Origin of the sequence: Streptomyces sp. NPDC003247, from assembly GCF_042888135.1 — a bacterium.
Classification (GTDB): domain Bacteria; phylum Actinomycetota; class Actinomycetes; order Streptomycetales; family Streptomycetaceae; genus Streptomyces.
The window spans coordinates 214,462-229,071 of sequence record NZ_JBIAPF010000008.1 but is presented as its reverse complement, the minus strand read 5'-3'; the positions used below and the strand labels follow the sequence as shown (position 1 = coordinate 229,071).

Genomic DNA, 14,610 nt, shown 5'->3' with positions numbered 1-14,610 from the left:
ATGATCGATCGGCTGGGTGGGGGCATCCTGGGCGCGAAGACGGTCCGTGACCGATCGGATCCGCGGTGTGTCTGGGGTGTGTGCGATGGGACGACTGACCCGGCGGGCGTTCGCGCTGGCCGCGCTGGCGGCGTGCACGACGACGGGAGCGGCGGCAGCCGGCCGCGGGCCCTCGGGGCGGCCCGGTGACCGCCGGGCCGGCGCCTCGATGCGGGGGGTGTGGCTGGCGACGGTGCACAACCGCGACTGGCCGTCGCGGCCCGGCCTGACCGCCGCCCAGCAGCGCTCCGAGCTGCTCGCCTGGCTGGATCTCGCCGTCCGCGACCGGCTCAACACGGTGATGTTCCAGGTGCGGCCCACGGCCGACGCGCTGTGGCCCTCGGCGTACGAGCCCTGGTCGGAGGTGCTCACCGGCACCCAGGGCAAGGAGCCGGGCTGGGACCCGCTGGACACGGCCGTACGGGAGGCGCACGCCCGCGGCCTCCAGTTGCACGCCTGGTTCAACCCGTACCGGGTCGCCACCCACGCCGACCCCGGGCGGCTCGTCGCCTCCCACCCCGCGCGCCGCCACCCCGACTGGGTGGTCCCCTACGGCGGCAAGCTCTACTACGACCCCGGGCTGCCGGAGGTCCGCGCGTTCGTGCAGGACGCCATCCTCGACGCGGTCCGGAAGTATCCGGTGGACGCCGTCCACTTCGACGACTACTTCTACCCGTACCCCGTGGCCGGCCAGAACTTCGACGACGACGCGTCCTACGACCGCCACGGCGGGAGCTTCCCCAACCGGGCGGCCTGGCGGCGCGACAACATCGACCGGCTGGTCCGCGAGACGGCGGCCAGGATCAAGGCGGCCCGGCCCGCCACACAGTTCGGCATCAGCCCGTTCGGGGTGTGGCGCAACGCCTCCACCGACCCGCGCGGCTCGGACACCCGCGCCCTCCAGTCCTACGACGCCATCCACGCCGACACCCGTACGTGGGTGCGCGAGGGCTGGATCGACTACATCGTCCCGCAGCTGTACTGGCACATCGGCCTCTCCGCCGCCGACTACGCCAAGCTCGTGCCCTGGTGGGCGGAGGTGGCGCGGGGGAGCCGGACCAAGCTGTACATCGGGGAGGCGCTCTACCGCGCGGGCGACCCCGCGCAGGACGCCGCCTGGCAGGAGCCGGCCGAGCTGTCCCGGCACCTCACCCTGGCCAAGGGCCACCCGGAGGTGCGCGGACACGTCTTCTTCGCCGCCAAGGACGTCGCGACGGACCGGATCGGTGCCATGGCGCGGGTGCTCGCCGACCACTACCGGCAGCCGGCGCAACCGCCGCGCTGACGCACCGGCCGCCCGGTCGACGGCCGGTCTCCCGCGGGCCCACCGGCCGCTCGGTATGCGCCCGGAGCCGGCGCGTGGGGGTCCCGCGCGGGCGGGCCGGCCCGGTCGGCGGGAGGGATCTCGTGTGGGCCTACCGGCCGCTCGGTCGACGGCCGGTCCCCTGCGGGCCCGCCGGCCGCTCGGTCTGCGGCCGGGGTCTTGTGGGGGGCTACCGGCCGATCGACGGGCCGGTCTCCCGGTGGCGGATCTCGGTGTCGGGGCCGGGCGAGCACAGGCCCTCGTGTCCGTCCTCGAAACGGACGCGGTACGGGGGATTGCCCTCGTGGCCCAGGACTTCGACGATCTCGCCGACCTTGTCGTGTTGGCCGACCACCCTGCCGTGCTGGACAAGCTGGTCGCCCACGGTTGCACGCATCTCTGGGGCCTCCTCAGCGAGAGCGGGAGCAGCGGTCCGTGGCCTTGGTTCTGCGCGGGTTCTGCGGAGCGGAGCGTGGCGGAGAGCCGGCCGTACGGCCCGCTCAGCCACGCGCCCGCTGGGTGACGGCGATGCAGACGAGCACCGCCGCGGCCGTCAGCGGGGCGGCCACTGTCAGGTGCTCGCCCAGCAGCAGCACCGACCACACCAGTGTGAGCAGGGGCTGGGCCAACTGCAACTGGCTGGCCTTGGGAATGCCGATGGCCGCCATGCCCCGGTACCAGACGACCAGGCCCAGGAACTGCGAGCCCGCCGCGACCCACAGCACCCCCGCCACACTGTGCCCGGTGAGCGCGACCGGCTCGTGGGCGAGGGCCACCGCGGCGGCCGGCACGGACAGCGGCAGGCAGAGCACCAGCGCCCACGCGATGACCTGCCAGCCCGGCATGACCCGGGCCAGCCGGCCGCCCTCGGTGTAGCCGGCCGCACACACCAGCAGCGCCCCGAACAGGTACAGGTCGGCGCTGGTCAGGGCCCCACCGCTCTGCTGCACGGTGAACGCGACCACCGCGCCGGCACCCGCCAGCGCCGCGATCCAGAAGGTGCGGGAGGGACGGGAGCCGACGCGCAGGGCGGAGAACAGGGCGGTGGTCAGGGGCAGCAGGCCGACCACGACCGCGGCGTGCGCGGTGGTGGACGTCCGCAGGGCGAGCGTGGTGAGCAGCGGGAAGCCGGCGACGACCCCGGCGGCCACCACGGCGATCCCCGGCCAGTGCCGCCGGGCGGGCAGCGGCACGCCCCGCGTCCGGCTCCGCCCGGGTACCGACGTCCGCACGGCCAGCAGGCAGCCGCCCGCGATCACCGCGGCCAGCACACTGCGCACGGCGACCAGCGACCAGGGGCCGAACCCTTCCAGTCCCCAGGCGGTGGCCGGGAACGTCAGGGAGAAGGCGACGACACCGAGAGCGGCCTGGAGGGTGCCGGCGGGCCCGGACCGGGTCGAGGAGGCCGTCGGGGACGTGGTGACTGCTACCGGGGGCGGCGCAGTAGCGCTACTCTGTGTCTTCATGCACGAGCGTAGCAGTGTGGGTGAACTGGCGGAACTGCTGCGAAGTGAGCTGGACCGCTACTCGCCGGGTGGAAAGCTCCCGTCGAGCCGTGCCCTCGTCGAACGGTTCCGGGTGAGCCCGGTGACCGTCTCGCGCGCCCTGGCGCGACTGGCCGCCGAGGGACTGGTGGTCACCCGGCCCGGCGCCGGCGCCTTCCGAGCCCGGCCCCGCACGCCCACCGGGCCGGCCGGCGACACCTCCTGGCAGGAGGTCGCGCTGAGCGCCGACGGCGCCGCCGACCTCGTCCCGCGCTCGGTGGACGCCTCGGGCGTCACCGTCTCGCTGGCCGCCCCGCCGCCCGGCGTGATCGAGTTCAACGGCGGCTATCTGCACCCCACCCTGCAACCGGAGCGGGCGATGTCCGCGGCGCTGGCCCGGGCCGGACGGCGCCCCGGCGCCTGGGGACGGCCGCCGATCGAGGGGCTGCCGGAGCTGCGCGAGTGGTTCGCGCGCTCCATCGGAGGGGCCGTCACCGCGGCCGAGGTGCTGGTCGCCGCGGGCGGCCAGACGGCCCTCACCACCGCCCTGCGCGCCCTGGCCCCGCCCGGCGCGCCGGTGCTCGTGGAGTCGCCGACCTACCCCGGCATGCTGGCGATCGCCCGGTCGGCGGGGCTGCGGCCCGTCCCCGTGCCGGTCGACCCGGACGGGGTGAAGCCCGAGCTGCTCGCGGACGCCTTCCGGGCGACCGGGGCCCGTGTCTTCGTCTGCCAGCCGCTGTTCCAGAACCCGACGGGCGCCGTCCTCGCCCCGGACCGGCGCGGCGAGGTGCTGCGCATCGCGCGCGAGGCGGGCGCCTTCGTCGTCGAGGACGACTTCGTCCGGCGGCTCGCGCACGAGGACGCCGGTGCGCTGCCGCGCCCGCTCGCCGCCGACGACCCCGACGGCGTCGTCGTCCACGTCGGCTCCCTCACCAAGGCGACCTCGCCGAGCTTCCGGGTCAGCGCCCTCGCCGCCCGCGGCCCGGTGCTGGAGCGGCTGCGCGCTATCCAGGTCGTCGACACCTTCTTCGTGCCGCGCCCGCTCCAGGAGGCCGCCCTCGAACTCGTCGGCTCGCCCGCCTGGCCGCGCCATCTGCGCACGATCGCGACCGAGTTGAAGGCGCGGCGCGACGCCATGACCCGGGAGCTCGCCCTCCGCCTCCCCGAACTCGCCCTGCCGCACGTCCCGTCCGGCGGCTACCACCTCTGGCTGCGCCTGCCCGACGGCACCGGGGGCACCTCCCCGGCCTTCGGCTCCGGGGTGGAGCCGGCGTTCACGGCGGCGGCCCTGCGCGCCGGCGTCGCCCTCGCCCCGGGCCGCCCGTACTTCAGCGCCGAACCCCCGGCCGCGCACGTGCGCCTGAGCTTCGCGGCGGTCGCGGGGACGGCGGAGATCGGCGAGGGGGTGCGGCGGCTGCGGCAGGCGTGGGACGAGGTGCTCGCGGAATCCGTTCGACAGGGGGCGCGCGGTCTGTGAGGGTCCCCCCATGACCGACGTCACGCCCCTCGCCGAGGGCTACGAGATCTCCACCGACCTCGCCCGCATCGATGCCGGGAAGGTCCACCGCTGGCTGTCCACGGACGCGTACTGGGCCCTCGGGCGCGCCCGGGAGAAGCAGGACCGGGCGATCGCCGGATCGCTCAACTTCGGGGTGTACGACACCGCCTCGGGGGAGCAGGTCGCCTATGCGCGCATCGTGACGGACCTGGCGACCTTCGCGTGGCTGTGCGACGTGTACGTGGATCCGGCCGTGCGCGGCAAGGGCATCGGGACCTCGCTCGTCGAGGCCGTCCGCGAGCACCTCCGGCCGCACGGCCTGCGCCGCATCCTGCTCGCCACGCACGACGCGCACGGAGTGTACGAGAAGGCCGGTTTCGCCAACCTGCCGGAGCCCGATCAGTACATGGCGCTGTTTTTCGAGAAGTAACGAGAAGTAATTCGCGAACACCCCTTGCCCTGCCCACGCGGTCGCCGGACCATCGCCGCATGGCAGTCCGGGTCACGTTCGTCGCCAGCGCGCGCAGTTCCCCGCTGCTCGCGGACCGCTTCGAGGACGACCGGCCGCTGGACCGGGCCGGCTGGGACGCGGTGCAACGCGTGGTCGGCGACCTGCTGCCGCTCGCGGCGGCCGAACTGCGCTACTGCTCGCCGACCCCGCGCAGCCGCGCCACCGGGGAGGCGCTCGGGTACGCCCCGCTCGTCCAGCTAGCCCTGCGCGACTGCGACATGGGCCGCTGGCGGGGACTGACCCTCGGTGAGGCGATGGCCCGGGAACCCCAGGCCGTGGACGCCTGGCTGGCCGATCCCCGGGCCACTCCGCACGGCGGTGAGTCGCTGCTGTCGTTCATCTCCCGGGTGGGCGGCTGGCTCGACACCCGGCCGGTGGAGGACGGCTGCCGGATCGTCGCCGTGGCCGAGCCGAGCGTGATCCGGGCCGCCCTGGTGTACGCGCTCAAGGCGCCGCCGTCGTCGTACTGGAACATCGACGTCGGGCCGCTGTCGACGACCACCGTCAGTGGCCGGGGCGGGCGCTGGCACCTGCGTCTCGACGGGACGCCGGCTCAGGCCTCGCGCACGTAGTCGGTGGTGAGCAGCAGGTCCTTGGCCGGGCCGGCCACGCGCCAGACCGTGCGCCAGCGGTCCGCGTCCCGGACGGTGAACTCGCCCCGGTAGAGATCGGCCGCGCACGGGTGGTCGGTGACGTGCCGTCCGCTCGTCAGGTCCAGGTCGTGGAAGGGCCGGCCGTCGGCGAACCGCACGTCCGCCGTGCCGGGGGCCGGACCGGGCAGGAAGCGCAGGGTCCGCTCGGCGGGCCGGGGGACGCCCCGCCAGGTGAAGGTGCCCGACTCGTGGTGCAGCAGCCCGCCCCCGTCGAGCGGGCCGAAGTCGGTGACGCCGGTGAACGCGCCCTCGTCGCCCCCCGCGAGATCCCGTACGGACCGCTCGACCCGCCACCGGCCGGCCAGGTGGGCCAGGACGTCGGGCACTGGCCAGAACTCGCCCATGGATTCCGTCCTCCGTCACGTCCGTTGCTGCGCGACCCATTGACGCGCTCCCGCCCCCTCCCTATCTTGCCGTTCGAAGTGCTGATCAATGTCCGTAATCTCGAACAACTGCGACGATGCCCCACCCGAGCCGCGGAGTATCCATGTCACGCAGCACCGCCCGCACCCGCTGGAGAGCCGGTCTCGCCGTCACCGCCCTGCTGACGGCCGGCGCCCTCCTGCCCGCCCCCGCGCACGCCGAGGACGTCACCGACTACGCGATCACCGTCGACCCCACCGCCCAGGGCGCGACGATCGACGACACGATGTACGGCGTCTTCTTCGAGGACATCAACCGGGCCGCCGACGGCGGGCTGTACGCCGAACTCGTGCAGAACCGGTCCTTCGAGTACTCCACCGTCGACAACCGCTCCTACACCCCCCTGACCTCCTGGACCGTCGACGGCACCGCGCAGACCCTGGACGACGACGGCCGTCTCAACGAGCGCAACCGCACCTACCTCTCCCTGGCGGCCGGAGCGTCGGTCACCAACGCCGGCTACAACACCGGCATCTCCCTGGAGCAGGGCGAGAAGTACGACTTCTCGGTGTGGGCCCGCGCCGAGGCCGGCACCTCGCTCACCGTCTCCCTCCAGGACGCCGACGGCACCCTGGCCACCGCCCGCAAGGTGGCCGCCAAGGGCGGCTGGGCCCAGTACCGGGCGACCCTCACCGCCACCCGCACCAGCACCGCCGGCCGCCTGACCGTCGCCTCGTCCGGCGCGGCGGCCCTCGACATGGTGTCGCTGTTCCCGCGCGACACCTACAAGCACCAGTCCAACGGCCTGCGCAAGGACCTCGCCGAGAAGATCGCCGCCCTGAAGCCGGGCTTCGTGCGCTTCCCCGGCGGCTGCCTGGTCAACACCGGCTCCATGCAGGACTACAGCGAGGCCTCCGACTGGCAGCGCGCCCGCTCCTACCAGTGGAAGGACACCATCGGCCCCGTCGAGGAGCGCGCCACCAACGCCAACTTCTGGGGCTACAACCAGAGCTACGGCCTCGGCTACTACGAGTACTTCCGCTTCGCCGAGGACATCGGTGCGATGCCGCTGCCCGTCGTGCCGGCCCTGGTGACCGGCTGCGGACAGAACCAGGCCGTCGTCGACGACGCGCTGCTGAAGCGGCACATCCAGGACACCCTCGACCTCATCGAGTTCGCCAACGGCCCCGTCACCTCGACCTGGGGCAAGAAGCGCGCCCAGATGGGCCACCCGAAGCCCTTCGGCCTCACCCACCTAGAGGTCGGCAACGAGGAGAACCTGCCCGCGGCGTTCTTCGAACGCTTCCAGCAGTTCCGCGCCGCCATCGAGGCCGTGTACCCGGACGTCACCGTCGTCTCCAACTCCGGCCCCGACGACTCCGGCACGACCTTCGACGCCGCCTGGCAGCTCAACCGCGACGCGGACGTCGACATGGTCGACGAGCACTACTACAACAGCCCGCAGTGGTTCCTTCAGAACAACGACCGCTACGACTCCTACGACCGCAGCGGCCCGAAGGTCTTCCTCGGCGAGTACGCCTCCCTCGGCAACACCTTCAAGAACGGCCTCGCCGAAGCGGCCTTCATGACCGGCCTGGAACGCAACGCCGATGTGGTGAAGCTGGCGTCCTACGCACCGTTGCTGGCCAACGAGGACTACGTGCAGTGGAACCCGGACCTGATCTGGTTCGACAACCACGCCTCCTGGAACTCGGCCAACTACGAGGTCCAGAAGCTGTTCATGAACAACGTCGGCGACCGCGTCGTCCCCTCCACGGCCACCACCACCCCGTCCGTCAGCGGCCCCATCACCGGCGCCGTGGGCCTGTCGACCTGGGCGACCACGGCGGCGTACGACGACGTGAAGGTGACGGACGCCGACGGGACCACCCTGCTGTCCGACGACTTCTCCGGTGACGCCTCGCAGTGGACGCACACCGGCGGCGGCAGCTGGTCGCTCCAGGACGGGCGGTACGCGCAGACCGACGTGGCCGCCGAGAACACCATGGTCTCCGCCGGCGACACCGCCTGGCACGACTACGACCTGCATGTGAAGGCCACCAAGACGGCCGGCAAGGAGGGCTTCCTCGTCGCCTTCGGCGTGCAGGACACCGGCAACTACTACTGGTGGAACCTGGGCGGCTGGAACAACACCGCCAGCGCCGTCGAGCAGGCCGTCGACGGCGGCAAGTCGACGCTCCTCTCCAAGGCCGGGACGATCGAGACCGGCCGGGCCTACGACATCGACATCACGGTGCGGGGCCGCCAGGTCACCCTCTACCTCGACGGCCAGGAGTGGGGCAGCTTCACCGACGACAAGCCGGCCGAGCCGTTCCGCCAGGTCGTCACCCAGGACAAGAAGACCGGCGACCTGATCGTCAAGGTCGTCAACGCCCAGTCCGCGGACGCCCGCACCGCGATCGACCTGGGCGGCGCCAAGGCCGCCTCCACGGCCCGGGTGACCACGCTGGCCGCCGCGCCGGACGCGGTCAACACGGAGACGGAGACCCCGGTCACGCCGGTGACCTCCACCTTCACCGGGGTCGCCGACGAGTTCACGTACACCTTCCCGGCGAACTCGATCACCTTCCTGCGGATCAAGCGGAGGTGAGCCGGGCCCGCGGGAGGTGGCCGGGTTCCCCCGGGCACCTCCCGCGGGGCGCCTTCCGCCGGGGGTCCCGTCAGGCGCGAGCTCCGCGACGGCGAGGGTCAGGACCTCGACGGACACCGCGGTCCCGCCGTTGGACAGATCCATGCTTCGGCACCAGCCTGGAACACGTTCCCCATGCGGGAGGTTACGCAGACGGATGGCCTGGGCACGGATCGCCCGGAGCGCGCCGGTGCCTGAATAGATTGCATAAACGTGCAGCGAAACGTATAGTCATGCCATCCAAGAGGAGGAGACCATGGCGGTACGTGCGGCAGTGGCCGGAGCGAGCGGGTACGCGGGCGGCGAGGTGCTGCGCCTGCTCCTCGCACACCCCGAGGTCCAGATCGGCGCCCTGACCGGCGCCTCCAACGCGGGCCAGAAGCTGGGCGCGCTCCAGCCGCACCTGCTGCCCCTGGCCGACCGGGTGCTGGAGCCGACGACCGCCGAGATCCTCGCCGGACACGACGTCGTCTTCCTCGCGCTCCCGCACGGACAGTCCGCCGCCGTCGCCGAACAGCTCGGCCCGGACGTCCTCGTCGTCGACATGGGCGCGGACTTCCGGCTGAAGGACCCGGCCGACTGGGAGCGGTTCTACGGCTCCGCCCACGCCGGCACCTGGCCCTACGGCCTCCCCGAACTGCCGGGCGGCCGCAGCGCGCTGGAGGGGTCCAAGCGCATCGCGGTCCCCGGTTGCTACCCCACGGCCGTCTCCCTCGCCCTCTTCCCGGCGTACGCGGCGGGGCTGGCCGAGTCCGAGGCCGTGATCGTCGCCGCCTCCGGCACCTCCGGCGCGGGCAAGGCGCCCAAGCCGCACCTGCTGGGCAGCGAGGTCATGGGCTCCATGTCGCCGTACGGCGTCGGCGGCGGCCACCGGCACACGCCGGAGATGATCCAGAACCTCAGCGCGGCGGCCGGCGAGCGGGTCTCCGTCTCCTTCACGCCGACCCTCGCGCCGATGCCCCGCGGCATCCTCGCCACGTGCAGCGCGAAGGCGAAGGACGGCGTCACCGCCGACTCCGTCCGCGCCGCCTACGAGAAGGCCTTCGCCGACGAGCCCTTCGTCCACCTGCTGCCCGCCGGCCAGTGGCCCACCACCGCGTCCGTGTACGGCTCGAACGCCGTTCAGGTGCAGGTCGCCCATGACGCGGACGCGGGACGGATCATCGCGATCAGCGCCATCGACAACCTGACCAAGGGCACCGCGGGCGGTGCCGTCCAGAGCATGAACATCGCCCTGGGTCTCGACGAGACCACCGGCCTTTCCACGATCGGAGTCGCACCGTGAGTGTCACGGCAGCCAAGGGGTTCACGGCGGCGGGCATCGCCGCCGGGATCAAGGAGAACGGCAACCCGGACCTGGCCCTCGTGGTCAACACCGGGCCCCGCCGCGCCGCCGCGGGCGTCTTCACCTCCAACCGCGTCAAGGCCGCCCCGGTGCTCTGGTCCGAGCAGGTCCTCAAGAGCGGCGAGCTCGCCGCCGTCGTCCTCAACTCCGGCGGCGCCAACGCCTGTACCGGACCGAAGGGCTTCCAGGACACGCACGCCACCGCCGAGAAGGTCGCGGACGTGCTCGGCGTGGGCGCGGGCGAGGTCGCGGTCTGCTCCACCGGCCTGATCGGCGTCCTGCTCCCGATGGACAAGCTCCTGCCGGGCGTGGAGACCGCCGCCGCCCAGCTCTCCGAGCACGGCGGCGAGAAGGCCGCCATCGCCATCAAGACCACCGACACCGTCCACAAGACGTCCGTCATCACCCGGGACGGCTGGACCGTCGGCGGCATGGCCAAGGGCGCGGGCATGCTCGCCCCCGGCCTCGCCACCATGCTCGTCGTCCTCACCACCGACGCCGACCTGGACGCCGCGACCCTGGACGGGGCGCTGCGCGCCGCCACGAAGGTCACCTTCGACCGCGTCGACTCCGACGGCTGCATGTCCACCAACGACACCGTCCTGCTCCTCGCCTCCGGCGCCTCCGGGGTCACCCCGCGGGAGGCGGAGTTCGCCGAGGCCGTCCGGGCCGTCTGCGACGACCTGGGACAGCAGCTGATCCGTGACGCCGAGGGCGCCAGCAAGGACATCAGGATCGAGGTCGTCAACGCCGCGAGCGAGGACGAGGCCGTCGAGGTGGGCCGCTCCATCGCCCGCAACAACCTCCTCAAGTGCGCCATCCACGGCGAGGACCCCAACTGGGGCCGTGTGCTCTCCGCGATCGGCACCACCCGTGCCGCCTTCGAGCCCGACCGGCTCAACGTCGCCATCAACGGCGTCTGGGTGTGCAAGAACGGCGGCGTCGGCGAGGACCGCGAGAAGGTCGACATGCGCTACCGCGAGGTGCACATCGTCGCCGACCTCGCGGCGGGCTCCGAGACCGCCACGATCTGGACCAACGACCTGACCGCGGAATACGTCCACGAGAACAGCGCGTACTCGTCATGAGCACTACCCGTAAGCACACCGCCCTGCCCAAGGCCCAGATCCTCATCGAGGCGCTGCCCTGGCTGGTCCGCCACAACGGCAGGACCGTCGTCATCAAGTTCGGCGGCAACGCCATGGTCGACGAGGACCTGAAGGCCGCCTTCGCACAGGACGTCGTGTTCCTGCACCACGCCGGCCTCAAGCCCGTCGTCGTGCACGGCGGCGGCCCGCAGATCAGCGCCGCCCTCGACAAGCACGGCATCGTCAGCGAGTTCAAGGCCGGCCTGCGCGTCACCACCGAGGACGCCATGGACGTCGTCCGCATGGTCCTCGCCGGACAGGTGCAGCGCGAACTGGTCGGGCTGCTCAACCAGCACGGCCCGCTCGCCGTCGGCCTCACCGGCGAGGACGCCCACACGATCACCGCCACCAAGCACCAGCCCGAGATCGACGGCGAACGGGTCGACATCGGACGGGTCGGCGAGATCACCTCGATCGACACGGGCGCCATCGAGGCCCTCATCGCCGACGGCCGCATCCCGGTCGTCTCCTCGATCGCCCGCTCCGAGGACGACGGACACGTCTACAACGTCAACGCCGACACGGCGGCCGCGGCGCTCGCCGCCGCCCTGGGCGCCGAGACCCTCATGGTCCTCACCGACGTCGAGGGCCTCTACGAGGACTGGCCGAACTCCGACGAGGTGATCAGCCGCCTCACCGCTTCCCAACTGGAGAAGCTGCTGCCGGAGCTGTCCTCCGGCATGGTGCCGAAGATGGAGGGCTGCCTGCACGCCGTGCGCAACGGCGTCACCACCGCCCGCGTCATCGACGGACGGGTCCAGCACTCGATCCTGCTGGAGATCTTCACGGATGAAGGAATCGGCACGATGGTCGTGCCCGACGACAAGCCGGCCGAACAGGGGGAGCCGTCATGAGCAACCAGGAACTGACCGCGCGGTGGCAGGGCGCGCTCATGGACAACTACGGCACCCCGAGGCTCCCTCTGGTGCGCGGTGAGGGCACCCGGGTGTGGGACGCCGACGGCAAGGAGTACCTCGACTTCGTCGGCGGTATCGCGGTCAACGCGCTCGGCCACGCCCACCCGGCCGTCGTGGAGGCCGTGAGCCGGCAGATCGCGTCGCTGGGCCACGTCTCCAACCTCTTCGTCGCCGAACCGCCCGTCGCCCTCGCCGAACGGCTGCTCCAGCACTTCGGCCGGGACGGCAGGGTCTACTTCTGCAACTCCGGCGCCGAGGCCAACGAGGGCGCCTTCAAGATCGGGCGGCTGACCGGGCGGACCCACATGGTCGCCACCCAGGGCGGCTTCCACGGCCGCACCATGGGCGCCCTCGCGCTCACCGGCCAGCCCGGCAAGCAGGACGGCTTCCACCCGCTGCCCGGCGACGTCACCCACGTCCCCTACGGCGACGCGCAGGCACTGGCCGCCGCCGTGACCGAGGAGACCGCCCTCGTCGTCATCGAGCCGGTCCAGGGCGAGAACGGCGTCGTGGTGCCGCCGGCCGGCTACCTCAAGGCCGCCCGGGCGATCACCGCGGCCACCGGCTCCCTGCTGGTGCTGGACGAGGTGCAGACCGGGATCGGCCGCACCGGGCACTGGTTCGAGTACCAGGCCCACGAGGGCGTCCTGCCGGACGTCGTGACGCTGGCGAAGGGCCTCGGCGGCGGGCTGCCGATCGGCGCGACCGTCGCCTTCGGCCGCGCCGCGGAGCTGCTCCGGCCCGGCCGGCACGGCACGACCTTCGGCGGCAACCCCGTCGCGTGCGCCGCCGGGATCGCCGTCCTCGACACCATCGCCGACGACGGCCTGCTGGAGAACGTCAAGCGGCAGGGCGAGAAGCTGCGCAACGGGATCGAGGGCCTGGGCCACCCGTTGGTCGATCACGTCCGGGGCGCCGGCCTCCTCCTGGGTATCGTGCTCACCGAGCCGCTCGCGCCCCAGGTGCAGCAGGCGGCTCAGGAGGCCGGTCTCCTCGTGAACGCGCCCGCCCCCGACGTCGTCCGGCTCATGCCGCCGCTGAACCTGCGGGACGACGAGGTGGACGCCTTCCTCGGAGCGCTGCCCGGCCTCCTCGACACAGTGGGCGGGGACGGACGAACCGGGGAATGAGACGACGATGAGCCAGGCGCAGGACCACGACGAGCAGCCGGGGGCGAACGGGCCCGCCGTGCCGCAGACGCGCACCGCCCGCCACCGCCGGATCGTCGACATCCTCAACCGGCAGGCCGTGCGCTCCCAGAGCCAGTTGGCGAAACTGCTCGCCGACGACGGGCTGAGCGTCACCCAGGCGACGCTCTCCCGGGACCTGGACGAGCTGAACGCGGTCAAGATCCGCAACACCGACGGCGACCTGATCTACGCGGTGCCCAGCGAGGGCGGTTTCCGTACGCCGCGCGCACCGCTGGGGGAGTCGGCGAAGGAGGAGCGGATGCGGCGGCTCTCCCAGGAGCTGCTGATCTCGGCGGAGGCCTCGGCGAACCTCGTGGTCCTGCGCACCCCTCCGGGGGCGGCGCAGTTCCTCGCCTCCGCGATCGACCAGGCGGAGCTGCACGACATCCTGGGCACGATCGCGGGGGACGACACGCTGCTGCTGATCAGCCGGGAGCCGACGGGGGGACAGGCCCTGGCCGACCACTTGCTCCGGCTGGCGCAGAACGGCCACTGAGCCGCCTGGCGACCGCGGGTGTGACCGTGGCGCGCCGGCTGCGACCGCGGGTGTGACCGTGGCGCGCCGGCTGCGACCGCGGGTGTGACCGTGGTGCGCCGGCTGCGGGCGCGTGGGGGGCGCGTGGGGGCCGGCGGTGCGCCGGCTGCGGGCGCGTGGGGGCTGGTCGCGCAGTTCCCCGCGCCCCTTCAGGTCCGTTGAGCTGCGGGAGCCGTGCCTTGCCCCGCGGCTCAGCCCAGCCGCCTCGCCAACCCGCCGGTGCACCGCACCTCGTCGCCTGCCGTGACCAGCAGTGCCTCCACGTCGGGCAGCGACTCCAGCCAGGCCAGTCCCTCCCGCGACCCCATCGCGAACGCGGCAGTGGCCCAGCAGTCGGCCCAGGTCAGTTCGGGGGCGACGACGGTGACGGCCACCAGGTCCGTCACCGCGGAGCGGCCCGTGCGGGGGTCGACGATGTGCGCGCCCCGCTCCGCCGTACCCGACGTGGCCACGGCCAGCTCGTCCGCGCCGGCCGCCGACACCACGGCCGCGAGCCCACCCGGCCGCAGGGGGTCCGAGACGCCCACTCGCCACGGCCGCTCCGGGCCGGGCACGCCCAGCAACTGCACATCGCCGCCGCCGTTGACGCTGACCCCGCTCACCCCGGCCCCGGCGACGATCCGGGCCGCCCGCTCGGCGGCCCACCCCTTCACGATCCCGGTCGGGTCGAGCGGGCCGTCGTAGCGCAGGCTGAACCAGCCCCCGCTCACCCGCTCCGCCTCGGCGCCCAGCTCCAGCACCTCGGCCACCTCGGGATCGCACTCCTCGACGCCCAGCTCCCCGCGCACCAGCCGGGAGACCTGGCTGTCCTCGCGGTAGGTGCTGAACACCTCGTCGACCCGGTGCAGCGAGGCGACCGCCGCCCGCAGCGCCGTCCGCACCGCGCCGGGTTCCCCGCCGCGGACGTCGAAGGAGAAGACCGTCCCCATGACCTCCTCCACGTGACGCACCGCGGCGGGAGCCTGCGCCCACTC

14 protein-coding genes are annotated in these 14,610 nt (G+C 73.0%); 10 read left to right on the top strand and 4 right to left on the bottom strand.

Going from position 1 to position 14,610, the window contains the following annotated elements; all coding sequences use genetic code 11:
* Nucleotides 1–85 precede the first annotated feature (85 nt).
* The gene (locus ACFYWQ_RS27270; RefSeq protein ID WP_389519767.1) at nt 86–1,324 is read left to right on the top strand and encodes a glycoside hydrolase family 10 protein; all 1,239 of its coding nucleotides are present in this window, start codon (nt 86–88) and stop codon (nt 1,322–1,324) included.
* Between the two features lie 208 nt (nt 1,325–1,532).
* Here the strand turns inward: ACFYWQ_RS27270 and ACFYWQ_RS27265 are convergent, their stop codons facing one another.
* Together ACFYWQ_RS27265 and ACFYWQ_RS27260 are read right to left on the bottom strand one after the other, a co-directional pair.
* Entirely contained in the window at nt 1,533–1,739 is a 207-nt protein-coding gene (locus ACFYWQ_RS27265; RefSeq protein ID WP_385072712.1) for a DUF1918 domain-containing protein, read from the bottom strand.
* A 103-nt stretch (nt 1,740–1,842) separates the two neighbouring features.
* Nucleotides 1,843–2,808 carry a DMT family transporter gene (locus ACFYWQ_RS27260; protein ID WP_389519764.1) on the bottom strand — a complete coding sequence of 322 codons (966 nt, stop codon included), beginning with the start codon at nt 2,806–2,808 and terminating at the stop codon, nt 1,843–1,845.
* Between ACFYWQ_RS27260 and ACFYWQ_RS27255 the strand changes: the two genes are divergently transcribed.
* The 3 genes from ACFYWQ_RS27255 to ACFYWQ_RS27245 are packed head-to-tail and all read left to right on the top strand — an operon-like array spanning nt 2,717 to nt 5,407.
* Nucleotides 2,717–4,303, top strand: a complete 1,587-nt coding sequence (locus ACFYWQ_RS27255) for a PLP-dependent aminotransferase family protein (RefSeq protein WP_389519763.1) — start codon at nt 2,717–2,719, stop codon at nt 4,301–4,303. The two genes, ACFYWQ_RS27260 and ACFYWQ_RS27255, sit on opposite strands and share 92 nt — an antisense overlap.
* Nucleotides 4,304–4,313: 10 nt before the next feature.
* Nucleotides 4,314–4,754, top strand: coding sequence for a GNAT family N-acetyltransferase (locus ACFYWQ_RS27250; RefSeq protein ID WP_389519761.1), 441 nt, complete (start codon nt 4,314–4,316; stop codon nt 4,752–4,754).
* Between the two features lie 59 nt (nt 4,755–4,813).
* Entirely contained in the window at nt 4,814–5,407 is a 594-nt protein-coding gene (locus tag ACFYWQ_RS27245) for a histidine phosphatase family protein (protein WP_389519759.1), read from the top strand.
* Here ACFYWQ_RS27245 and ACFYWQ_RS27240 read toward each other — a convergent pair.
* On the bottom strand, nt 5,389–5,832 hold the full coding sequence (locus tag ACFYWQ_RS27240; RefSeq protein ID WP_389519757.1) for a DUF6314 family protein: 444 nt from the start codon (nt 5,830–5,832) through the stop codon (nt 5,389–5,391). The genes ACFYWQ_RS27245 and ACFYWQ_RS27240 overlap by 19 nt on opposite strands.
* Nucleotides 5,833–5,975: 143 nt before the next feature.
* Here ACFYWQ_RS27240 and ACFYWQ_RS27235 point away from each other — a divergent pair, with 143 nt between their 5' ends.
* The 6 genes from ACFYWQ_RS27235 to ACFYWQ_RS27210 all read left to right on the top strand — a co-directional run bounded on the left by ACFYWQ_RS27235 (nt 5,976) and on the right by ACFYWQ_RS27210 (nt 13,597).
* Nucleotides 5,976–8,462, top strand: coding sequence for an alpha-L-arabinofuranosidase C-terminal domain-containing protein (locus ACFYWQ_RS27235; protein WP_389519755.1), 2,487 nt, complete (start codon nt 5,976–5,978; stop codon nt 8,460–8,462).
* 295 nt (nt 8,463–8,757) lie between these two features.
* The gene (argC, locus tag ACFYWQ_RS27230; protein WP_389519753.1) at nt 8,758–9,786 is read left to right on the top strand and encodes an N-acetyl-gamma-glutamyl-phosphate reductase; all 1,029 of its coding nucleotides are present in this window, start codon (nt 8,758–8,760) and stop codon (nt 9,784–9,786) included.
* Nucleotides 9,783–10,934 (top strand): bifunctional glutamate N-acetyltransferase/amino-acid acetyltransferase ArgJ, encoded by a 1,152-nt coding sequence (gene argJ, locus ACFYWQ_RS27225; protein ID WP_389519751.1) that lies wholly within the window; start codon nt 9,783–9,785, stop codon nt 10,932–10,934. Before argC ends, argJ begins: the two co-directional genes overlap by 4 nt.
* Complete coding sequence (argB, locus tag ACFYWQ_RS27220) at nt 10,931–11,848, top strand: acetylglutamate kinase (protein WP_389519749.1); 918 nt, start codon at nt 10,931–10,933, stop codon at nt 11,846–11,848. Before argJ ends, argB begins: the two co-directional genes overlap by 4 nt.
* The gene (locus tag ACFYWQ_RS27215; RefSeq protein WP_389519747.1) at nt 11,845–13,041 is read left to right on the top strand and encodes an acetylornithine transaminase; all 1,197 of its coding nucleotides are present in this window, start codon (nt 11,845–11,847) and stop codon (nt 13,039–13,041) included. Before argB ends, ACFYWQ_RS27215 begins: the two co-directional genes overlap by 4 nt.
* Before the next feature lie 7 nt (nt 13,042–13,048).
* Complete coding sequence (locus tag ACFYWQ_RS27210) at nt 13,049–13,597, top strand: arginine repressor (protein ID WP_385072742.1); 549 nt, start codon at nt 13,049–13,051, stop codon at nt 13,595–13,597.
* A gap of 230 nt (nt 13,598–13,827) precedes the next feature.
* Here ACFYWQ_RS27210 and ACFYWQ_RS27205 read toward each other — a convergent pair whose 3' ends face one another.
* On the bottom strand, nt 13,828–14,565 hold the full coding sequence (locus ACFYWQ_RS27205; RefSeq protein WP_389520075.1) for an FAD:protein FMN transferase: 738 nt from the start codon (nt 14,563–14,565) through the stop codon (nt 13,828–13,830).
* Nucleotides 14,566–14,610: the final 45 nt, after the last annotated feature.